The sequence below is a fragment of the Streptomyces sp. NPDC047974 genome (assembly GCF_040653375.1).
In the GTDB taxonomy this organism is placed as follows: domain Bacteria; phylum Actinomycetota; class Actinomycetes; order Streptomycetales; family Streptomycetaceae; genus Streptomyces.
Window position 1 is genome coordinate 33,359 of the sequence record NZ_JBEZNU010000009.1, and the last position, 20,989, is coordinate 54,347.

17 protein-coding genes and 1 pseudogene are annotated in these 20,989 nt (G+C 74.3%); 8 read left to right on the forward strand and 10 right to left on the reverse strand.

Annotated elements, in window-relative coordinates; genetic code table 11:
- Positions 1-20 precede the first annotated feature (20 nt).
- The 3 genes from AB0E19_RS15065 to AB0E19_RS15075 all read right to left on the reverse strand — a co-directional run bounded on the left by AB0E19_RS15065 (position 21) and on the right by AB0E19_RS15075 (position 6,377).
- Positions 21-3,149 carry a hypothetical protein gene (locus tag AB0E19_RS15065; RefSeq protein ID WP_362178861.1) on the reverse strand — a complete coding sequence of 1,043 codons (3,129 nt, stop codon included), beginning with the start codon at positions 3,147-3,149 and terminating at the stop codon, positions 21-23.
- Complete coding sequence (locus tag AB0E19_RS15070) at positions 3,150-5,051, reverse strand: HSP90 family protein (protein WP_362178864.1); 1,902 nt, start codon at positions 5,049-5,051, stop codon at positions 3,150-3,152.
- A 348-nt stretch (positions 5,052-5,399) separates the two neighbouring features.
- On the reverse strand, positions 5,400-6,377 hold the full coding sequence (locus AB0E19_RS15075) for a hypothetical protein (protein WP_362178867.1): 978 nt from the start codon (positions 6,375-6,377) through the stop codon (positions 5,400-5,402).
- A 158-nt stretch (positions 6,378-6,535) separates the two neighbouring features.
- On the opposite strand from AB0E19_RS15075, the gene AB0E19_RS15080 reads away from it, so the two are divergent.
- Positions 6,536-7,792 carry a glycosyltransferase gene (locus AB0E19_RS15080; protein ID WP_362179435.1) on the forward strand — a complete coding sequence of 419 codons (1,257 nt, stop codon included), beginning with the start codon at positions 6,536-6,538 and terminating at the stop codon, positions 7,790-7,792.
- A 38-nt stretch (positions 7,793-7,830) separates the two neighbouring features.
- Here the strand turns inward: AB0E19_RS15080 and AB0E19_RS15085 are convergent, their stop codons facing one another.
- From AB0E19_RS15085 to AB0E19_RS15095, 3 genes are all read right to left on the reverse strand, one after another.
- Positions 7,831-8,364, reverse strand: a complete 534-nt coding sequence (locus tag AB0E19_RS15085; protein ID WP_362178870.1) for a hypothetical protein — start codon at positions 8,362-8,364, stop codon at positions 7,831-7,833.
- Between the two features lie 86 nt (positions 8,365-8,450).
- A complete protein-coding gene (locus AB0E19_RS15090) occupies positions 8,451-8,654 on the reverse strand; it encodes a hypothetical protein (RefSeq protein ID WP_362178873.1) in 204 nt (67 codons plus the stop codon).
- Between the two features lie 132 nt (positions 8,655-8,786).
- Positions 8,787-10,307 carry a carboxylesterase family protein gene (locus AB0E19_RS15095; protein WP_362178876.1) on the reverse strand — a complete coding sequence of 507 codons (1,521 nt, stop codon included), beginning with the start codon at positions 10,305-10,307 and terminating at the stop codon, positions 8,787-8,789.
- A 207-nt stretch (positions 10,308-10,514) separates the two neighbouring features.
- Between AB0E19_RS15095 and AB0E19_RS15100 the strand changes: the two genes are divergently transcribed.
- The 3 genes from AB0E19_RS15100 (at position 10,515) to AB0E19_RS15110 (ending at position 12,339) form a co-directional block, all read left to right on the forward strand.
- On the forward strand, positions 10,515-10,868 hold the full coding sequence (locus AB0E19_RS15100; RefSeq protein ID WP_362178880.1) for a hypothetical protein: 354 nt from the start codon (positions 10,515-10,517) through the stop codon (positions 10,866-10,868).
- Between the two features lie 124 nt (positions 10,869-10,992).
- Positions 10,993-11,403 carry a VOC family protein gene (locus tag AB0E19_RS15105; RefSeq protein WP_362178883.1) on the forward strand — a complete coding sequence of 137 codons (411 nt, stop codon included), beginning with the start codon at positions 10,993-10,995 and terminating at the stop codon, positions 11,401-11,403.
- A gap of 45 nt (positions 11,404-11,448) precedes the next feature.
- Complete coding sequence (locus tag AB0E19_RS15110) at positions 11,449-12,339, forward strand: NAD-dependent protein deacetylase (RefSeq protein WP_362179438.1); 891 nt, start codon at positions 11,449-11,451, stop codon at positions 12,337-12,339.
- Between the two features lie 86 nt (positions 12,340-12,425).
- Here AB0E19_RS15110 and AB0E19_RS15115 read toward each other — a convergent pair whose 3' ends face one another.
- Together AB0E19_RS15115 and AB0E19_RS15120 are read right to left on the reverse strand one after the other, a co-directional pair.
- Positions 12,426-13,172, reverse strand: a complete 747-nt coding sequence (locus tag AB0E19_RS15115; RefSeq protein ID WP_362178888.1) for a LuxR C-terminal-related transcriptional regulator — start codon at positions 13,170-13,172, stop codon at positions 12,426-12,428.
- Positions 13,173-13,203: 31 nt separating this feature from the next.
- Positions 13,204-14,976, reverse strand: coding sequence for an amidohydrolase (locus AB0E19_RS15120; protein WP_362178890.1), 1,773 nt, complete (start codon positions 14,974-14,976; stop codon positions 13,204-13,206).
- 346 nt (positions 14,977-15,322) lie between these two features.
- On the opposite strand from AB0E19_RS15120, the gene AB0E19_RS15125 reads away from it, so the two are divergent.
- The 4 genes and pseudogenes from AB0E19_RS15125 to AB0E19_RS15140 all read left to right on the forward strand — a co-directional run bounded on the left by AB0E19_RS15125 (position 15,323) and on the right by AB0E19_RS15140 (position 17,767).
- Positions 15,323-15,664, forward strand: coding sequence for a hypothetical protein (locus tag AB0E19_RS15125; RefSeq protein ID WP_362178893.1), 342 nt, complete (start codon positions 15,323-15,325; stop codon positions 15,662-15,664).
- 26 nt (positions 15,665-15,690) lie between these two features.
- Entirely contained in the window at positions 15,691-16,701 is a 1,011-nt protein-coding gene (locus AB0E19_RS15130; RefSeq protein WP_362178896.1) for a hypothetical protein, read from the forward strand.
- Positions 16,698-17,051, forward strand: coding sequence for an ASCH domain-containing protein (locus AB0E19_RS15135; RefSeq protein ID WP_362178899.1), 354 nt, complete (start codon positions 16,698-16,700; stop codon positions 17,049-17,051). The genes AB0E19_RS15130 and AB0E19_RS15135 overlap by 4 nt, the downstream gene beginning before the upstream one ends.
- A 214-nt stretch (positions 17,052-17,265) precedes the next feature.
- A pseudogene (locus tag AB0E19_RS15140) lies at positions 17,266-17,767 on the forward strand (Scr1 family TA system antitoxin-like transcriptional regulator).
- 418 nt (positions 17,768-18,185) lie between these two features.
- Here the strand turns inward: AB0E19_RS15140 and AB0E19_RS15145 are convergent.
- Positions 18,186-19,097 carry a S1 family peptidase gene (locus AB0E19_RS15145; protein WP_362178902.1) on the reverse strand — a complete coding sequence of 304 codons (912 nt, stop codon included), beginning with the start codon at positions 19,095-19,097 and terminating at the stop codon, positions 18,186-18,188.
- 519 nt (positions 19,098-19,616) lie between these two features.
- Positions 19,617-20,948 (reverse strand): amidohydrolase, encoded by a 1,332-nt coding sequence (locus AB0E19_RS15150; RefSeq protein WP_362178905.1) that lies wholly within the window; start codon positions 20,946-20,948, stop codon positions 19,617-19,619.
- Positions 20,949-20,989 lie beyond the last annotated feature (41 nt).

Genomic DNA, 20,989 nt, shown 5'->3' on the forward strand with positions numbered 1-20,989 from the left:
ATCCTTTCGGGGACGAGCCGTCAGCGGGAGAGGAACTCCTGGCGCAGGGCGTCCAGGATCCGCGCCGCCTCCGGGTGGCCGGAGTTGCGGCAGCGGGCCGCCGCCGTGGTGAGGCGGGCGATGGCCTCGTTGACGCGGTCGAGGCCGTTGCCCTCGACCAGGGCGGCGATGCGGACGGCTTCGGCGCGCGGGAGTTCGCCCTGCTCGCCGCCCTCCTCGTGGGCGGCGATGGCGGACTCGGCCTCCGGCAGGGCCTCCTCGTGCCGGCCGGCCTCGGCGAGGACACGGGCACGGCGGTAGTGGATCTCGCCGCGCTCGTACCAGACGGCGAAGCCCTCCGCCTCCTCGGCGGTGACGGCGGCGAGGACCGCCTCGGCCCGCGTGAGGTGCGCCAGGGCCGTGTCGGTCGCCGAAGCGCCCCCGGGCGCCCCGGCCCCCGCCTTCCCCTCGTCCTCGTCCTCGCGGGACTGCGGGGTGAGGCGGGCGAACTCGCGCATCATCTGCAGGATGAGCGGCGGGTTGGGCGCCTCGGTGTGGGCGGCGACGGCGCGCTCGTACGCCTTGTCGGCCGCGTCCCGGCGTTCGGCCAGGGCGAGGGTGATGGCGGCCTCGGCGGCGACCAGGGTGAGGACCCCGCCGCGCTCCTCCCGCGGCCAGCCGGCGACGGTGTCGGCGAGCCGCAGCAGTTCCTCGGCGGCCGGGAGGTACTCCTCCAGTTCGCGCAGGCCCCGGCCGAAGGTCAGGCGGGCCTGGGCGAGCGTGCGCGCGTCGACGCCGGAGACGGCGTCGTCGGCGAGGACGGACTCCAGGACGGCGACCGCGTCGGCCTGCTGCCCCGAGCGGGCCAGGACGTCGGCGAGCTGGAACCGCGCCTCGGCCGCCTCACCGGGCTCGCCGTCCTGGTCGAAGCGCGCGGCGGCCTCGGAGAGGTGGCGTACGGCGCCGGTCGGGTCCCCGGCGTGCGTGGAGGCGTGGCCGAGCAGCAGATGGGTCGGCGCGAGCCGGAAGGTGGTGTCGTCGTACGCGACGGCGTCGGCGTTCGCGGCGTGCAGCAGCTCCACCGCCTCCTCCGGCCGGTCCTGGGCGAGGAGCACCTGCGCCAGGAGCGCGTTCGGGCGCGGCCTGCGCCAGGGGCGCCCGGAGGCTTCCAGGTCCTGGAGCGCGGCCCGAAGCTCCCGCTCGGCGTCGGCCATCGCGCCGCGCCGGGCGAGCATGTCGGCACGGAACTGGCGGGCGTTGGCGCTCTGGTGCGGGTAGCCGAGGCGCACGGCCTCGGCGGCGAGGGTGCCGACGGCCTCCTCGAACCGCTCGGCGAGCGCCTCGACCTCGGCGCCGACGGCGCCCTCGGCGCCCTGGTCGGCCTCGCCGTCCTCGCCGTCCTCGCCGTCCTCCCGGTGGCGGGACCGCTTCGTCCCGTCGAGGAGCGCCTGGTACGCGGCGAAGGCGTCGGAGTAGCGGAGGGAGAGGTACGCGAGGGCGCGCTCGACCGGCAGGTCGGCGCCGAACGCCGCCTCCGCGTCCCCGAGCGGCTCGCTGTCGAACGGCGTCTCGACGAGCAGTTTCTCGGCCGTGGGCAGCAGCTCGTCGAGTCCGGCACGCGTGGAGGCGTGGTCGGGGACGGCGCCGTCCGCGTCCCGGGAACCCGGGCTGCTCGCCCAGGCGAAGGCGCGGGCCCGGGCGGAGAGCGCGTGCCAGGGTAGCCGCAGTTCCTCGAAGTGCCGGACGGCAGTGGCGAGTTCGGCGACGCCTGCGGTGTGCAGGTCGTCCAGCCAGAGCTTCTGGCCGTGCTGTTCGGCGAGTTCGGCGCGCAGGAGGTCCCCGGGGCCGTCGGTGTCGTCGTACGAGGCGGAGCCGTCGGCCAGGCGCTCCGTGACGCGCGTCCAGAGCCGGGCCTCGCCGGGGTGGCCCTCGCGGGACAGCCGGCGGGCTTCCCGTACCAGCGCCGCGAAGTCCTCGGGGATCTCGATCCGGGCGGCGGTGACCGGGGCGCCCGCGGTGCCGGGGGCGCTCGCCCCGGCAGCTCCGGCCTTCCGGGCGGCGCCGGTGACGGCCCGGAGTCCGAGGGGCAGCGGCTCGTCGAGGAGCGGACGGCGGGCGAGCCGGGTCCGGCGGCCGTCGCCGACGGCCTCGGTGCCGTTGCGGCGGTCGAAGGCGGCGACGAGCGGCCCGGCCTCGGCGCGGACGTGGGCGAGGAGCTCGCCGGCCGTCCATTCACGGCCGGGCGGGCCGGCGACGGCGGTGTCGTCGTGGCCGTCCTCGGCGAGGCGGGCGAGGAGGACCTCGACGCCGGTGAGGAAGGCGAGGTGGTCGAGCGGGGCGCCGGTCGCCTCGAAGAGGGGACGGTTCTCGGCGAGGATCTCCAGGCCCCGGCCCTCGTTCCGGGACAGTGCGCAGAACTCCAGGTGGAGACCGACCTCGGCCTGCATGGCGGCGTTGCCGCGCACCTTGCGGTAGCCGGTGAGGTGGTGGGAGCGGGCTTCGTCGGCGCGGCCGGTGCGCAGCAGCGGGAGCAGGGCGCGGGCCTGGCTCATCTGCGGTTCGTCGCTGCACGTGGACGCGCCGGCGAGGACCGGGCGCCAGACGTCGAGGGCGGCGGTGTCGTCGCCGGCGGCGACCTGGTGCCAGGCGTGGTGCCGGGTCTCGCAGGCCTCGCAGTCGCTGAGGTCGGTGCGGGGCCGGGTGGCCCAGAGGTCGTACGCGTCGGCGACGCCGGTGCCGGTGTGCCGCGCGAGGTGGTAGCGCATGGCGGCGACGGGCTGCACACCGTGGCCGGCGGCCTCGTACCGGTCGCGCATCCGGTCGATCCAGCCGCCGATGGTCGCCAGCGGCATCTCGGGCACCTGGAGGAGGGAGGTCGTCACCCACTTGAAGCGCCAGAAGACCTGGTGGGCCTCGTAGGGGCTGAAGGAGTCGGGGTCGGCGTCCCACAGCTTGAGGATGCGGGCGAAGGCGACCGGCGACTTGCGCTGTTCGCCGGTGAACTCGTACGCCGTCATGAGTTCGAGGAGCGCGGTGACGAGCACGTCGGGCTTCTCGAAGACCTCGGCGGCCTCGACGAGTTCCTCGGCGGTGATGGTGCGCGGCAGGCCGTGGGGGCGCTCGTGGTTCTCGCGGAGCGCCTCGACGACGGCCTCGGGGGTGTCCAGCATCTAGCTCTCCTTCCGGGGGTCGAAACCGGAGCCGGGGCCGAGGTCGGGGCCGGGGCCGGGGCCGGCGTCGCCCGGGTGGTGCATGGCGTGGGTGAGGAGGCCGATGAAGGCCCGGTTGAGCAGGGCGCTCTCGCTCGCGCGCAGGGGGCGGCGGCTGAGCAGCAGGGCCTGGCCGTAGAGGGCCTCGGCCGTGGTGACGGCCAGGCCGCGCTCGCCGATGGTGAGGGCCTGGCGGACCAGCGGGTTGAGGTGGTTGAGGACGAGCTGGGCACGCGGCGCCTCGTCGCGGAGCGAGCCGAGGATGTCGGCCCACAGGCCGTCGCTGTCGGCGGCGAGGCCGGCCCGGGTGCGCTCGTGCCGGGCGTCACGGTTGTCGAGGAGCAGCGCGGGGGCCGTGACGGGCTGGAAGTCGCGCAGGACGACATCGCAGTCGTGGACGCCGATGGTCTCGCGGGCCACCGCGAGGAAGGCGGCGGCGCGGAGTTCGGCGCTCGGGTCGACGGCGTCGAGGTGGGCGGTGACGGTCGCCGGATCGAGGTCGCCGACGGAGGTGCCCGGGCGGATCTCGGGAAGGCGGTGGACGAGGTCGCGGTCGTACGTGTACCCGCCGTTGACGACGCCGAGTCCGGCGGCCGCGGCGATCGGCGCGACCTGCCGGAACTCCTCGACGCTGCGCGTCACGAGGAGCGTCGGGTGGGTGCGCGCGAACTCCTCCAGGGTGACGTTCCCGTCCGTGGTCTCGAACGGCAGCCAGGGCAGCACGACCCGCAGCAGCTCGTCGTCGTAGCGGGCGAGCGCCTTGACCGCGAGGTGGTGGGTGTCGATGAACCGGTGGAGCAGCGCCGGGTCGCTGGCGGCGAGCCCGGTGAGCCAGTCGCGGATCCGGTCGCCGAGGGCGTCCCGTACGGCGGAGAGCGTGCCGTCCTCGTACAGCGACTCGCGCGAAGCGGTGGGCCGCAGGCTGGTGGTGTCGACGACGCAGCGCACGAAGAACGCCCACTCGGGGAGCAGTTCGGGCGCCTGGTCGGTGAGGAGCATGCCCTTGAGGTGCACGCGGTGTCCGGCGCGCTGGGCCGGGCTGACCGCGGTCGGCAGGACGTAGGCGACGCCGCGCAGGCCCGCGGCGGGCAGGTCGAGCTCGATGGTGTCGAGCGGGGTGAAGTCGAAGAGCTCGCGGCAGTACGCGGTGTACGCCTCGCGCTTGGCCAGCGGCGAGCGGTGCGTCCGCTCCCACGGCGGCGCCGCGTTGATCCGGTGGCTGTCGCCGCGCGCGTCGACGACGGTGACCTCGTGGCGCAGCAGTCCGCCGTAGTGCCGGGCGAGCGCGACGACCTGCTGGGGGCCGGTCCACTCGGCGTTGTCGGCGCGCGGGACGAGCTTCACGGTGGTGCCGGGCTCGGGGAGCGTCGCGGACGGCAGGGTGCGGATGGTGTAGCGGCCGTCGGAGTGGCCGCGCCACTCGACGGTGGGCGCGGCCGGGTCGGCGGCGGACCGGCTGAGTACGGTGATCTCGTCGGCGACGACGAAGCAGGCGAGCAGCCCGATGCCGAACTGCCCGATGAACTCGCCCCGGGCCGCGTCGAGCCCCGCCCCGTCCAGCGCCCCGTCGGCGGTGCGCTTGGAGCTGCGCCCGATCGTGGCGAGGAACCGGTGCACGTCGGCCTCGGACAGCCCGATGCCGGTGTCCGTGACGGTCAGCGTCTCCCCCGTCCGCACGGTGATCGTGCCGGGCGCGCCGGGGTGGAGGGCCTGACGGGCGGTGATCGCGTCGACGGCGTTCTGGAGGAGCTCGCGGAGGTAGACGCGGGGGCTGGAGTAGAGGTGGTGGGAGAGCAGGTCGACGAGGCCGCGCAGATCCACCTGGAAGGTGTGGGCGGTCTCGGGGGAATCAGGGTGGGACACCTGACGCAGTCCTTCGGGTGCGAGCGGGTGGGAATGAGGGTGGGGTGCGGGTGCGGGTGCGGGTGCGGGTGGAAGCGGGGGAACTGGTGGACGTCCGCCGAGGTCGGCGACGCGCGGAGTCGACCTCGGAAGCGGAAGCGGGAGCGGGAGCTGCGTCGGAAGCGGGAGCTGCGTCGGAAGCGGGAGCTGCGTCGGAAGCGGGAGCTGCGTCGGAAGCGGGAGCTGCGTCGGGAGCGGCATCCGCGTGGCGGGCCCGTACGGGCGGTGCCCGGGCCTCCCCCGGCGGCCTCCCCCGGCGGCTTCGCCCCGGAGGGCGGTCCGCCCTGCCCCGGCCCGCTTCCGGCCCCCTCAGCGTCCGGCGTACGAGCGGTGCTGTCTGTAGGCCTTGGCGGGGTCGGAGCCGTCGAGGTAGTACCAGGGGAACTCGGTGACGCGGCCCTCCGTGGCCCGGAAGCACTCGCGCGCGGAGGCGACGTCGCCGGCGAGGGCGAACGCCATGGCGAAGGTGTTGTGGACCTGGAGCCAGCCGCGTCCGCGCACGAAGTCCGGGTGGCGGAAGGAGTGGTCGGCGGCCTCGTTGAGGGAGGCCACGACCTGCGGCTGCCGGATGTAGCGCGCGTCGGGACCGGAGTCGAGGGCGAGCCAGTGCTCCAGGTGCGCGACGGCCACGAGCTGGCCGAGGAGCGTCCCGGCGGGCGCGCCGAAGGCACGGGCGCGGGCGAAGTCGTGCATCTCCTCGTGGGAGCCGCTCCACTTCTCGCAGACCTGCTGCAACTGCTGCTGGTGGGCGCCCAGGTGGTACGGGTCCCGGCGGACGGTCGCCTCGAAGCGGCGCCGTGCCACGTCCTGGCCGACCTGGAGGCCGCGCCCGGTGACCTGGAGGCCGTACCAGGGCGAGGTCCATCCGGGTTCGCGCTCGGCCACCTCGTACAGCCGGGTCTCGGCGGTGCCGAGCCGGTCGAAGAACACCTCGAACTGCTCGCGGGACACGTGCTGGGCGCGGGCGCCGGTCCTGGCTTCCCAGGCCCAGCTGATGTGCCGGACGCCGGCCACGAGGCGCGGCAGCGCGGCATCGGGCTCCGCGGCGATGACGTCGGCGATCCACCGCTCCACACCGGCGACGTCGCCGACGGCCCACAGGAGGCCGGTGCGGTCCTCGCTCTCGGGCCGCGCGTCGAGCACGTCCCGGACGGCGGCCCAGTCCCCGGCCTCGGCGGCTTGGCGGACGGTCCGTGCCTCCGGGTCGCCGGAGTCGGCGTCCACCCGCGCGACGGGCCGGCCCGTCCATCTTCCCAGCGTGTTCCCCAGTTCCTGGAGCAACGCCATGTCCCCACCCCTTGATGTGTGCGCACGGGGTGGCTGATGATCGTCCCACCCCGTGGGTGTAGTGACTATCACGCGTGACCGACAATCGCACACCTATATGACCCGCAGGTCGGATCGGCCGGGGTCTCGTCGTGCCAGGGGGAAGCGGAATGCGCGGGATGCGTGTCGTGGTGTCCACGTACGGGGCACGCGGAAGCGTGGAGCCCATGGCGGGGCTGGCGCTGCGCCTGTGCGAACGGGGCGCGGAGGTGCGGGTGTGCGCGCCGCCCGACGGGGAGTTCACGGAGCTGCTGGCCGCCTCGGGGGTGCGGGCGGTGCCGGTGGGCGCGCCGGTGCGACCGCTGGTGACGACGGTGCGGCCCGGGTCCGCCGTGGGTCTGGCGCAGCGGGCGGCCGATCTGATGGCCGCGCAGTTCGGGCCCGTCGCGGAGGCGGCGGAAGGGTGTGACGTGGTGCTGGCGACGGGCCCGCTGCCGGTGACGGCGGGGGCTCGGTCGGTGGCGGAGCGGCTCGGGGTCCCCTACGTGTACGCCACCCACACGCCGGTCGTGCTGCCGTCCCCGCACCGGCCGCCGCCGGGCCGCCGGGGCCGGCCGCTGCCGCGGGAGGTCGAGGACAACCGCGAGCTGTGGGACCTGGACGCCCGCCTCGCGAACGACATGTTCGGCGCGATGCTCGGCGCGTTCAGGGACGCGGCAGGCCTGCCGCCGGTGGACGACGTGCGCGGCTACGCCTTCACCGACCGCCCCTGGCTGTCGGCGGACCCGGTCCTGTCGCCCTGGCCGACGGCCGGCGGCGGTGCCGACGGCGCGGTCGACGTCGTCGGCACGGGCGTGTGGTTCCGTCCCGTCGCCCGCCCGCTCCCACCGGAGGTGGCGGCCTTCCTGGCGGCAGGGCCGCCGCCCGTGTACGTGGGCTTCGGCAGCACCCCGCTCGGTACGGCCGGGCCCGCCCTCGCCCGGGCGGCGATCGAAGCGGCCCGCGAGCGCGGCCGCCGTGTGATCCTCGCGCGCGGCTGGGCCGGGCTGACCCCGATCGACGACGGTGACGACTGCCTCGCGGTCGACGAGGTGGACCACCGGTCCCTGTTCGCCCGGGTGGCGGCCGTGGTCCACCACGGCGGCGCGGGCACCACGGCCACCGCCGCCCGCGCCGGGACTCCGCAGGTGATCGTCCCCCAGGCCGGCGACCAGCCGTACTGGGCGGACCGTGTCGCGGCCCTCGGCCTCGGCACGGCCCGCCCTACCCCGTCCTCGTCCCCGTCCCCGTCCCCGTCCCCGGAGACCCTGTCGGCCGCCCTGGCGACGGCGCTGCGCCCCGAGACCCGCGCCCGGGCGGAAGCCCTGCGCGGACGGATCCGCGACGACGGCGCGGCGGTGGCGGCCCGCCTGCTGTTCGAGACGGCGGGCCGGTAGCGACACCGGCCGAAGGCCGTGCCGACCGCGGCGGGGCGCTAACCGGACGGAAGCCGCGCAGCGCAGGCCTCCAGCAGGTACGTGAAGGCCAGGTCCGGGGATTCGGCGGGGAACTCCCGCGTGACCGGGCCGCCGCCCGCCGCCGGGGCGACCACGTACTTCACGGCGAGGTAGGAGAGGCCTCCCCAGGGCTCACGCGCGTGCACCCTCGCGAGGACGGCGCCGCACCGCTCGCAGGCGATCCAGGGCACGAGGACGTCGGCCGACCCGCCGCGTGGGCCGCCCGCCCCCTCCTCGTCCGCCACCAGCCTCACCGGGGCCGGCCCACCGTCCCCGACGCACTGCCGGAGTCGCGGCGTCAGCGCCTCCCGCTCGCCCCAGCCCTCCGCGAGCACGGAGATCCATGCGCGCACCAGCTCGCCGATCGGCACCTGAGAGGCCATCAGGCCGGATACGAGCAGCCCCAGCGCCGCCTCCTGCTCGCCGAGGGACCAGCAGTCCCTGGCCTCCTCCGCCCCGGCCTCGGGCAGCAGGGCGGTGAGTTGATTCCAGACGACGCCGTCCTCGGTCACGGAAGTGACGCTACCCGACCGGCGCGCCCGCGCCGCGGGCAGCACCGAGACCGGCTCCCGGCTACCGCTGCTGCCCGGCATGGCCTTCACCCCAGGAGGCGTTGCGGGACGATCCGGCGGCCGCTCACCTCGGGCTCGGGGTCGTACTCCTGGTCGCCCTGGCGGTCGGGATCTTCGTGAGTCCCGTCGCCGGGGCGGCGGTCGCGGGCGCGTTCGCCGCGCTGTTCGCCGCCGGGGCGGCGGTGTTCCTTCGGGGCCGCCGGGGCCTGGCGGGGCTTCGGCGTGCCCACGTGTTCACGTTCGGCTGGGCGCAGTGGCTGTGACCGTGGTCCGGAAGTCGCGTGACGGCACGCCCGCCTCGGCCCGGCTCGGCCGTCCTCCGCTCCGCCGCCGTCACGGTGGGGTGACCGGCGGCGCGTCGGTCACGGGCGCAGGAGCGGCAAGGCGACCTCGGCCCAGAGGGCGCGGGGAGGGACGGGCCGGCGGTCCGTCGCCGGCTGGTCGTCGGGGGTCCAGACGCGGGTGGCCCGCCCCGCGTCCGTGCCGGCCTCCGGGGTCGGGGCCCAGCCCGGGTCTCCGGTGGCGGCGAAGGCGGCCCAGGCGCCCACCATGCGGCGGGACAGGGCGTGGTCCTCGGGGGTGGGGGTGCCGCCGACGAGGAAATGGAGACGTTCGTCGTCGAGGTTGCCGAAGGCGAAGGGGATGTCCGCGCAGTGCCAGGCGCGGACGGCCGTGCCGTCGGCGCGGTCGCGGCGCCGGTCGAAGCGGGCGAGGTGCGTCCGGCCGCCGCCGGCCGCGTGTGCCTCCGCGAGGCGGTGGGTGAACTCGACGAAGAGCAGGTCGCCGTAGAGCGCGAGGTAGGTGTCCGCGACGCACGCCGGATCCGGGGAGCGGTAGGCGTCGAGGAGCTTCCCAGTCAGACCGAAGTCATGGGCGAAGCGGGCGAGTTGCGACTCGGTGGTGAGTTTCGCGCAGCTGCCGACCGCGTCGAGGAGCCAGTACTCCTCCGTGGTGTGGCAGAGCAGCAGGTCCACGTCGCGGCCCGCGCCGGCGGCCAGGGCGGTGAGCGGGTCGGCGGGCAGGGTGTCGCCGTCGAGGACGGGGGCGAAGAGGGAGGGGTCGTAGTGGCGGGAGCCGGAGTCGGGGTCCTTCCGGTAGGCGTCGACCACCTGGTCCGCCGCCTCGACCAGGACCTGCGGGCCGGCCGACGCCAGGCCTTCGGGGGTCGCGGGGCAGCCGGCCGCGGCGGCGATCTCGCGGGTGGTCGCGGCGGCGAGGTCCCTGGTCTGGAACGGGCTCGCGGGGCTGTGGGCGATGGCGCGGCGGAACAGGCCTCGGGCCCCGTCCATGACCATCAGGCAGACCACGGAGGTGGCACCGGAGGACTGGCCGGCGAGGGTGACGTCGTCGGGGTCGCCGCCGAAGGCGCGGATGTTGTCGCGCACCCAGCGGAGGGCCGCGATCTGGTCCGACAGCCCCCGGTTGTCGGGGACTTCCGGCGCTCCGGGAACGTGCCCGAAGCCCTCGAACCCCAGACGGTAGTTCACGGTCACGACCACCAGGCCGGCCCGGGCCAGCGCCGTGCCGTCGAAGTCGGGCTGGGCGGAGGAGCCGAAGGTGTAGGCGCCGCCGTGGAGCCAGACCAGCACGGGGAGACGGCCGCCGCCGGGCGCCGGCGTCCACACGTTGACGGTGAGGACGTCCTCGTCCCCGGGCGACCAGGTCGGCGCGCCGGGGAGCTCCGCCGACTGCGGGGCGATCGGCCCGAACTCCGTACCGTCCCGGACGCCGCTCCACGGCGGGGCCGGGCGCGGCTCCCTGAACCGGTCGGCGCCGAACGGCGGTGCGGCGTAAGGGATTCCGCGTACGGCGACGACGTCGCCGCCCGTGACCCGGAAGCCCCGGACCGCACCGCCCGTCGTCTCGAAGACGTCGTCGTCCATGGGTGAGGCCTCGTTTCGCCGGTGAGGGGGGAGGGGGTGTCGGTGATCAGCTTCGCTCCGCGGCGCCCGCCCCGTCCAACACCGGGAGAGCGGCGATCCACGCGCCTGCGTTGTCAATGATCGTCGAACGTCCGAACGCCCGCTGCTATGTTCGTTCGCCATGCGATCACGTGACTTCGACCTCGACTTCCGCGACCGGGCGCGCCCATGAGCTTCTGGGGCATGGGCCTCCTGGGCCTGGCCGCACTCCTGTGGACCTGGTGCGCGGTCCTGCTGCTGACGCCGTACGAAGTCGACCGCAAGCCCGACGACAAGTACCCGGCCGAGTGCGAGGCCCGGCTGCTGACCGATGACGGCACCGCCAACCGGGGCATCAGGCAGAACTCCTGGTGTCAGGCCGAACGCGACTGGCCCGAGGCGCTGCTCGTCCTCGGCCTCTCCGTCCCGGTCTCGGTCGCGGGCGTGGGCCTCTTCACGACGGGCGTGGTGAGCCGCCGCATGAGCGCCCACTCCCAGGCGATGCGCGAACTGGACAGGATCGCCGACTCCGCGAGCGCGTGACGCCCCCGCACACGCGTCGAGGCCGGCGGCCTCTCCGTCGCCGGTCGTAGGTCCAGCGGGGTATGGGCGGGCGCCCGGTCCGATCCCTAGGGTTGGAGACGCCCGTCGATCAGGAGGTCCTGCCGTGCCCGCCGATGCCACCGCCCACATCCGTATCGCCCGTCCGTCGCGTGACCTGGAGGCGGCGGAACGCTTCTGGGTGGCGGGGCTCGGCCTCGACGTGCAGTACCGGCACGCGGCCGACGGCACTCCGGGCGTCCACTCGCTGCTCATGGTCGGCTGGCGTGGCGCGGGCTGGCACCTCGAACTCGTCCATGATCCGGCCGCCCCGACGGAGCCCCGGCCGACGGCCGAGGACCTGCTGGTGGTCTATCTGGACGAGGAGGTGCCGGACGCGCTCGTGCGGCGGCTCGAGGAGCACGGCGGGAAGCGCGTCCCCGCCCACAACCCCTACTGGGACACCTGGGGCGTGACGCTCCAGGACCCGGACGGCTATCTGCTGGTGCTCTCCACCCGGAACTGGTCCAGCGACTGACGTACGGCGCCTCCGGTGGACGTTCCGTACGCTGGCGGCATGCGCATGCGGCCTACTTTGAGCTGGACACCGACCGGGGAGCTGCCGCCGGGGACGACCGATCTGGAACCGGTCGTCGACGCGGTGCGGGCCGGCGGCGTCCTCGTCCTCAGCGGGGCCGGGATCTCGACGGAGTCGGGCATCCCGGACTACCGCGGCGAGGGCGGAAGCCTCAGCCGCCACACGCCCATGACGTACCAGGACTTCACCGGCGACGCGCGGGCGCGGCGGCGGTACTGGGCGCGCAGCCACCTCGGCTGGCGTACCTTCGGGCGGGCGCGGCCCAACGACGGGCACCGCGCGGTGGCCGCCTTCGGCCGGGCCGGGCTGCTCGGCGGCGTCGTCACGCAGAACGTCGACGGGCTCCACCAGGCAGCCGGGAGCGACGGCGTCGTGGAGCTGCACGGCGGTCTCGACCGGGTCGTGTGTCTGGACTGCGGCGGCACGAGCGCCCGGCGGGAGCTCGCACGGCGTCTCGAGGAGGCCAATCCGGGGTTCGACCCCGTACCCGCCGCGATCAACCCCGACGGCGACGCCGACCTCACGGACGAGCAGGTCGCGGGCTTCCACGTGATGCCCTGTGTGGTGTGCGGCGGGGTGCTCAAGCCGGACGTCGTGTTCTTCGGCGAGTCGGTGCCGGCCGAGCGCGTGGAGCACTGCCGGGAGCTGGTGCGGGGCGCCGCGTCGGTTCTGGTGCTCGGGTCGTCGCTGACGGTGATGTCGGGGTTGAGGTTCGTCCGGCAGGCCGCTCAGGCCGGTACGCCCGTGGTGATCGTCAACCGGGATCCGACCCGCGGCGACACGCTCGCCGCCGCCCGGGTGGCCCTGCCCCTCGGGAAGGCGCTCACCTCGGTCGCGGAGCGGCTGGCCGTCGACCTGGGGCACGACGGGGGGTGACCGGCCCGGGCCCGGGCCCGGGCCCGCGCCCGTACCCACCCTGCCCTGCCCCGCCCCGCCCTGCCCCGCCCCGCCCCGACCGCCGCTCAGTGGGGCGACCGGATTCCCCAGGCAGCCGCCCGGGCCGCCGCCGCCGCGCGGTTGGGGAGGTCGAGCTTGGCGAGGATGTGCTCGATGTGGGTCCCCACCGTGCGCGGGGTGACGTGGAGCAGCTCGGCGATCTGGCGGTTGGTGCGTCCGGCCGTCAGCTCGGCCAGTACCTCCAGTTCCCGCGGCGACAGGCCGCCGGGCGGGCGGGCCGGGACGGCCGGACCCGCCTCACCGGAGGCCACGGTCGCGGCCAGGGCCTCGGTGAGGAGGGTGACCACGGCGCGGGCCGGGTCGGGGGTGCGGCGCGGTCGCCGGATGCTGACGTTCAGCATGCCGACGTACCGGCCGTCGGAGGTGAACAGGCACTGGGCGACGCCGTCCACGATGCCCAGCGGGGCGAGCACGTCCTGGAAACCCGGTGAGGCGTCGAGCAGCGGTCCGGGGACGTCCCCGAGCCAGAGGCCGCCCCGCGCCGGGCTGTGCAGCACCGGGAAGACCGGGTCGCGGTGGAGGCGGGTCTCGATGTAGGCCGTGGCCTCCTCGGGATAGCTCCCGGCCAGCGTGGTGTGGCGCCGCCGCCTGGGGTCCCACCGGGTCAGGGAGGCGTGGTCGTGCTCCATGACCTCCGAGAGGGCCGCCAGGACCGTGTCGACGCCCGCCGAACCGGCCGTGGCGCTCCTGGCGGCGTCACGGACGTGGACGGCGGCGTCGAGGATGTCCGCTGTGCTGTGCCGTGCCGCCATCCCCCCAGGATGATCATCTGCCCGGCATACGTCAATCGCGCCGGATGTCGCCCCCCTCGCCGGCCCCCACGCCGGACCCCGCACCGGCCTCGGTGCCGGGCGTGGCCTCGTACACGATCCGTCCGTCGAGGACGGTGAGGACGACGGGCAGCTCCGGTATCGCGTGCGGGTCGGCGCCGAGGAGGTCGCCGTCGACGACGCACAGGTCGGCGACCTTGCCGGGCTCCAGGGAGCCCTTCCAGTCGTCGGCGAAGTCCTGCCAGGCCGCGTCGATCGTGTACGTACGGATCGCCTCGGCGAGCGCGATCCGCTGCTCGGGTCCGCTGACCCGGCCCGCGGCCTTCGACTCCCGCAGCACCATGGTGGCGACGCCCTGCCGCCAGTCGGGGTGCGTGACGGGTGCGTCGGAGCCGCTGGCCACGCGCACGCCGGCGTCGAGGGCGTCACGGTACGGCCACGCGTAGGCGGCCCTGCCCGCGCCGACGAACTCCTCCTCCATGTCCGCCACCGTCCACTTGATGGTCGGGTTCATGTTGACCCCGAAGTCGTGCTCGGCCAGCACCTTCATGGCGTGCGGGGTGAGGAAGTCGCCGTGGATGACGTAGTGGCGGGCGTCGTCGCGCGGGTGCGCGGCCGTGGCCTCGGCGAAGGCGTCCGCGACGGTGTCGATGGCCCGGTCGCCGGTGGCGTGCACGCCGAGCTGGTGTCCGGCGGCGTGGGCGTGGCGGATCATCGCGCGGATCTCGGCGACCCGCTCGTCGTCGATGTCGCCGCCGACGCAGAGGGAGCCGCAGCCGCCGCCGACGTACGGCTCGTGCATCCAGGCCGTCTTGTTGGGGACGATGCCGTCGGCGAAGACCTTCACGCCGTGGATCGCGAGGCGGCGCGGGTCGGCGCCGCCGGACGGGTCGGAGGCGTCGAGGGCGTCGAGGTTCCGGGCGAACTCCTCGGCGGTGCTCGCCATGCCGGTCGGCAGGAGCAGGACGCCGACGCGGGCGGTCAGCTCGCCCGCGGCGAGCAGCTCGCGGTACACGTCCAGCGTCCGCGTGCCCATGGTGCCGCGCATGATGCCGTCGCCGCCGGGGCCGAGCCCGGGCTCGGTGTAGCTGGTGACGCCGAGCCGGGCGAGCGTGGCGAGGGTCGACCGGATGGCGTCCGCGCGCTCCTCACGGCCGAGCGCCGGCAGCGCGTTCTGGACGAGGGCCTGCGCGCCCTCGTGGAGCAGGCCGGTCGGCTCCCCCGCCTCGTCCGTGACGATGGCCCCGCCGGGCGGCGCCACGGTGTCCCGGTCGACGCCGATCAGCTCCAGGGCCTTGGAGTTGACCCAGGTGGCGTGCCCGGAGAAGGAGTAGAGGACGACGGGGTGGTCGGGGCTGACCTCGTCGAGGTCGCCGCGCGAGGGGTGCCGGGACGGGTCGGCGACGCACTCGGCGAGGAAGCCGGTGTCCCAGCCGTGCCCGGTGACCCACTGCCCCGCGGGCGTCCGCCCCACCGCCTCCCGTACGGCCCCGGCCACGTCGGCGAGGGAGGAGACGGCGGGGTGGCCGACCTCCAGCGACAGCGGCGGGCTCGCCGTCCCGAAGGCGCAGCCGTGCAGGTGGGAGTCGTTGATCCCGGGCAGCAGCGTCGCCCCCGCCAGATCGACGACCCGGGTGCCGGGCCCGATGAACGGCGCCACGTCCTCCCGCCCGCCGACGGCGCTGATCACCGATCCGGTCACCGCCAGCGCCTCCGCCACGGAGAACTCCGCGTCGACCGTGACCACACGGCCGCCGACGAACACCAGATCCGCATACGTGTCCACAGGGGGTCCTTTCGAAGACCGGGCGCCGCCACGGGCACCCGCGAACGATCTCCCGAGGACTATCTCCGGGCCGACCCCCGCGGCACATCGGTCATTCCACCGATACGGGCAGGGGCAGCGGGCCGACGTCGCTCGGAGCGCGGCCCCCGCGGCCGTGGTTCCGTCAGCGCCGTAGACTCCGGCCGGCTCGGAGACGGCGCGGGCCATCTCCGTGCGCGCCTCGCGGGGACCGACGACCTCGACGTCGGTGCCGAACTGCAGCAGGTGGCGGACCGCTGCGACCACGGGGGAGACGACCTCCACCCGCAGCCACTCGTCGGTGTCTCCCCCGCGAACGGGTGGCCCGGTGAAATGGCTTCCGGCGATCCGGGTCACCATGTCCGGCCGTTCGCGCCGGCCGGCGCACCCGAACGCCGTCGGCCGTCGCGACGCCCGCTTCATGCTGGCGGTGCTCACCCCCTTGACGGGTGTCTCCGTCGTCGCGGCGCATGCCTTCCAGAAGCGTGTGTTCCAGGACCCGGAGCCCTGGACGAGCGGCCGGTTCCTCAACTTCACGGGCCACGATCAGCGGCTGCAGACGAGGATGCCTCCCAGGCATGTGATCTCGTACGCGCCGTGGCGGGCGATGTGGTCGGCGACGAGGATGCGTGCCCGTTCGATCGTCGCGTCGAAGGGGACATCGTGCTGATCTGCCCAGGCGCGGTACGAGGTCATGTGGGCGATGACGGGGGCCAGATCAACGGCGCCCCGCACATCGGCACCTCGCTCGTGCAGTCCCTGGCCTTCGCCATGGCCGCCCGACTGCGCGACCGCTTCGGCCTCCCCACCGAGGTGCTCTTCAGCGCCCTCGACAACGCCCCGCACGAGCTGGCGACCGACCCGACCAGCGGACACCGCTACCAGCGCGCCTACGCCCAGGCCCTCGGTGAGCAGGCCCTGATCGACCTCGTCACCGCCCTCTACCAGCCCCTCTTCACCGCCCTGTCCCGACGCCTGGGCATCCCGCACCACATCGAGACGTACACCCGGCAGCAGGCCGGCGAGCACTACCGCCGCACGTGGCTCCGGCTCCTCCCCCGCATCGACGCCGCCCGCTGGTGGCTCGCCCCCTCCACCGGCACCCCACACCTCCGCGTCCCCTGCCCGCACCCCGGCTGCGGCTGGACGGAGAAGCACGCCGAACGCACCCGGGTCCGCCTCACCGGGCCCGAGTCGGCGGTGGTCTCCGCCGTCTGCCTCCACCACGGCCCGTACGAGGCCGCAATCACGCCCACCGCCGGCGCGTACCTCGACCTGGCCACCCTCTACCGCAACCTGGTCAAGGAACTCGCCCTGACCAGCCCCCAGGGCACCCTGCACGTGATGGTCAAGGGCGGCGACTGGGTCTTCGGCTCCCACCTCGTCGACGAGGCCCTCCAGGCCGCGGGCCTCACCCGCGCCCAGCTCCCAGCCCGCCTGTTCTGCCCGCAGGTCGTCACCGACACCGGTGCCAAGCTGTCGAAATCCCTCATACGAGAAGGCCGCGCCCCCTTGCCCGAGGGCGCCGCCCCTTGGATGCTCGACACCCGGCAGTGGCCCGGCACCATCACCGAGTACGCCGACCAGCTGCTCACCATGACCGAGACCCTGCTCTCCGACCCCCGCCACTTCTTTCGCTCGTACTCGGCCGCCGAGATCGGCCGCCTGATCACCGCACCGTCCCCCAGGAGCGTTCCCTCCCGATGACCGACCGCACCGCCCGCGTCCGCGAGCTCAACCTCTACCGCCAGTACTTCGAGCTCGTCGCCGCGGGCACCAAGACCATCGAGGTGCGGGTCAAGTACCCGCACCTCGCCGACCTCGCCGCCGGCGACACCATCCGCTTCCGCATCAAGAACACCGACGAGACCTGCGAAGTCGAGGTCCTCCGCGTCACGGAGTACCCCGACTTCGAGGCCCTCCTCGACGGCGAAGGCCCCTCCAACGTCAACCCGACCGCCACCCGCGACCAGCAGCTGGCCAACATCCGCACCATCTACGGGCCCGAGAAGGAAGCCCTCGGAGCCCTCGCCATCGAGATCAAGCGCATGGCCTGACCGATTCCCGCTCTTACAAGATCGGACACTCGGAGCCATCCTCGACCGGAACGGCAACGCCCATCGAAGCCGCCCCGGCGGCACCACCCAGGGGGGTGCGGTGACCAGTTCAGTTCCCTGGACGGATCGTCTGTCCACCGGTACGGAAGCGACTCAGGACGACGTGGTGCGCTGGTACCAGAGCACGCGCGAAGGCAAGGCGTACGTGCCCACGATGATCTGGGGCACCCTCCAGACCGAGGCATACGCCACCGTGATCCTCGGCCAGGTCGTCGACTTCCTCGGCGTCCCGAACGACGTGCCGGCAGGCGTCGCCAAACGCATGCAGCGACAGCAGGTGCTGCACGACGGCGAACACCACTACGACGTCGTCCTCGGGGAGCAGGCGCTCTACACGAACATCGGCGGACCCGAAGCAAGAACAGATCGAGCGCCTCCTGCGAGAGCTCGGCCTGGCCTCGCTCACCCTCGGGATCCTTCCCTCCACCGCACGGGGGGACCTGTTCCCCGTCCACGCGTTCAATATCTACGGCGACGGCGACCGGGCCCACGTCGAACTCGTCTCCTCCTCCGTGGACATCACGGAACAGAGCGAACTCGACCTCTACGACAAAGCCTTCGCCGCGCTGAGCGCTGCGGCATCGTACGGCGACGCCGCCGAGGAGCTCCTGAAGAAGGCCCACTCCTTCTGGACCAACACCCCGCTCCAGCAATAGCCCCTCGTCACTCCAGCGGCAGAGGCCGCGACTACCCCGGGTGTGTTCCACCTCGACCAAGTCGTGGAACCCCTCGGTTTCCTCGGCGAACTGGCCACGCACGGCTCCTTCACCCTCCACCCGCTCCTCTCCACGAGCTGACGCCGCCCGCCGCCGCGCCCCTCGGGCGGGCGCGTGGCGTGCCCGTCGAGCCGGTGCCCCGAGGCATGGGCCTGGCCCGTCACCGCCCGGGCACGGGGCCGAACGGGTTCTCCTCGATGTGTCGGCCCTGCGCCCCCCTGGCGCTCCGCCGATCGGTACGACGCCCCAGGCCGCGGCGAGAAGTGTGCTCGTCCGCTGGGCATCCGCGTCCCCGGTTTCCGGCCACGCATGACCGCGCCCACGCCGTGATACGGCATGGGCGCGGTCATGCACGGGTTCAGAAGACGCTGACGCCGTAGGCGCTGAGGGCCTCGGTGACGGGCTGGAAGAACGTGGTGCCGCCGGTGGAGCAGTTGCCGCTGCCGCCGGAGGTCAGGCCCAGGGCGGTCGAGCCGGCGAACATGGCGCCGCCGCTGTCGCCGGGCTCGGCGCAGACGTTGGTCTGGATCAGGCCGTAGACGATGTCGCCGTTGCCGTAGTTGACGGTGGCGTTGAGGCCGGTGACGGTGCCGCCGCGCAGGCCCGTGGTGCTGCCGCTGCGCTGGACGGACTGGCCGACGTAGGCGTTGCCGGCGGCGGTGATGTCCCGGTAGCTGCCGTTGTAGAGGTAGACGCGGCCGTCGGCGGCGGCGGCGTTGGAGTGGCGGATGATGCCGTAGTCGTTGGTGGGGAAGCTGGAGCCGGCGCGGCTGCCGAGGAGGGTGGTGTTGGCGGAGTTGGTGTACCAGGTGCTCGCGGAGTCGGTGCAGTGGCCGGCCGTCAGCGCGTAGTAGGTGCTGCCGCTGCGGACGTTGAAGCCGAGGGAGCACCGGCCGCCGCCCGAGTAGATGGCCTGGCCTCCCGCGATCAGCTTGTTGATCTTGCCGGCGGTCCGCTCGACCTTCAGGTGCGCGGCGTTCGCACCCGCGGCCTTGCGGAGCGCGGCGATCTCGTCCGAGGAGACGGTCTCGTCGGCGGTGACGACGACCTTGCCGGTGGCCTGGTCGGTGTACCAGGCGGTGCCGGGCACGTCGGCGTCGAGGACGGCGTCGCTCGTGGCGGCGAGCGCGGCGACGCCGGCCCGCGCGGTGTCGACCGGCTGCGCCGAGGACGTGGGGGCGGCGAGGGCCGTAGCGGCGACGAGCGCACCGAGGACGGCGAGGGCGCGGGTGCCCTTGGTGAGGCGGCGGTTCTGGGACGAACGGTTCACTGAGTCCTCCGAGGGGGGCGAGCCGCTGGGTGGGCGGCCCGGGTGGAGTGGGATCGACGGGGGTTTCCGCCATGAACCTGACAACCGAGAGTCCGGGTGACCGACGACGGGTGACTGACGGCTGCGAGAGGAATCCTCGGCTCCGCGGGGAGCCGAGACAAGGCGCACTTTCGGCCGCTCTACGCGCGTCCACTGCCCGCGCTGACGGAGATCATCCGCAACCACCCTCCTCACAGCCTCCGTTGAAGGACCATCAGAAACTTTCAGATACGCGTTGCAGTTCACGGGGCAGGGTCACGCCGTCTCCCGCTCGCACCACGGCGGCACCGCCATCGGCAGACGCGTCCGGCGCCACGGCCCGGCGCCCTCGCCGCGGCCGGAGCCGTACGGGGCAGTGGGTCCGTGTTTGCGGCGTTCCCCGCGTTGGCCGGTTCGCGCCCTTGCGCGCGACGGCGTACCGCACGGCGCGCCGCCGTGCGGTACGCCGTGCGGGCGCCGTGCGGTACGCCGCCCCCTTCGTCAGGCCAGGAACTCCCCGTCCCGTGCCACGACCGCACCGCCGTGGACGACCAGGTCCCGCTGCGGCATGTCGACCACGACCTGGGGCAGCCCCTGGCCCCGGACGAGGACGAAGTCGGCGGGCGAACCCGGCGTGAGGTCGGCGTGCGGAAGGCCCATCACGTCGGCACCGCCGTGGGCGGCCGCGCGGTAGCAGTCGGCCAGTTCGTCGTCGAGACGGACGTCGGTGACCCAGCCGAGGATGTGGGCGCGGTGGAGCATGTCGGCGTTGCCGAAGGGGCTCCACGAGTCGCGGACGCCGTCGGAGCCGAGGCCGACGCGGACGCCGTGCTCGCGCAGCCGGGCGATCGGGAGGACGAGGTCCCGGGAGGGGGCGACCGTCGTGAGGGCGATGTCCTGGGCGGCGAGGTCGGTGGCGAGGACGCCGAGTTCGCGGTCGGACAGGCCCGGCAGGCAGAAGACGTGACTGATGGTCACCTTGCCGGCGAGGGAGAGGGCCCGGGTGCGGTCGATGATGCCGCGGATGGCCCGGACACCCTCCTCTCCCCCGTCGTGCAGGTGGATGTCGACGCCGACGCCGTGCCGGTCGGCGATGCCGAAGACGGTGTCCAGGTGCTCGTCGAGGGCGTGGTCGAAACCGATGGGGTCGATGCCGCCGATCATGTCGACGACGCCGCGGCGCGCCCCCTCCTCCAGGAGGCGGGCCGTGCCGGGCGTCCGGATGACACCGTGCTGCGGGAAGGCGACGATCTGCACGTCGAGCGCGTGGCGGAGACGGTGGCGGGCCTCCGCCAGGCCCTCGACACCCGCCAGGCCGTACGCCGGGGCGACGTCCGCGTGGGCGCGCATCCCTCGCGTACCGCGGCTGACGGCGTGGCTCATGAGTCCGTACGCGCGCTCCGCGACCGAACGGGTCTGGGCGCGGAAGAGCTCCACGTCCTGCTCGACGTAGTCGGCGATGGTCGAGGCGGGCCGCCGCGACACCCACTCGCCTCCCCACGTCGTCTTGTCGGGGTGGATGTGGGCGTCGACGAGCGACGGAAGCGCGATCCGGCCACCGCCGTCGACGGTCCTCGCGCCACGCGGCGCCGGCCCGTCCGTGATCCTGCCGTCGACGACCACCAGGTCCCTGACCGGCCCGCCGAACGGCCGGACGTCACGGAAGACGACCGTACGGGCCCGGCGCCCGGCCGGGCCCGCCGCGGTGGAGGGGGCGGCAGCGGCGGGGGCGGCGGGCATGACCCCCGCGGCCACCGTTCCGGCGGCGGCGGCCGCACCGGCCAGCATCGAACGGCGCGACACAGCACCCGTGGGCGCCGAGGACTCCTGCATCGGAACTCCTTGAAGATCGGGAGGAGGGAAGAAGGGAGGAG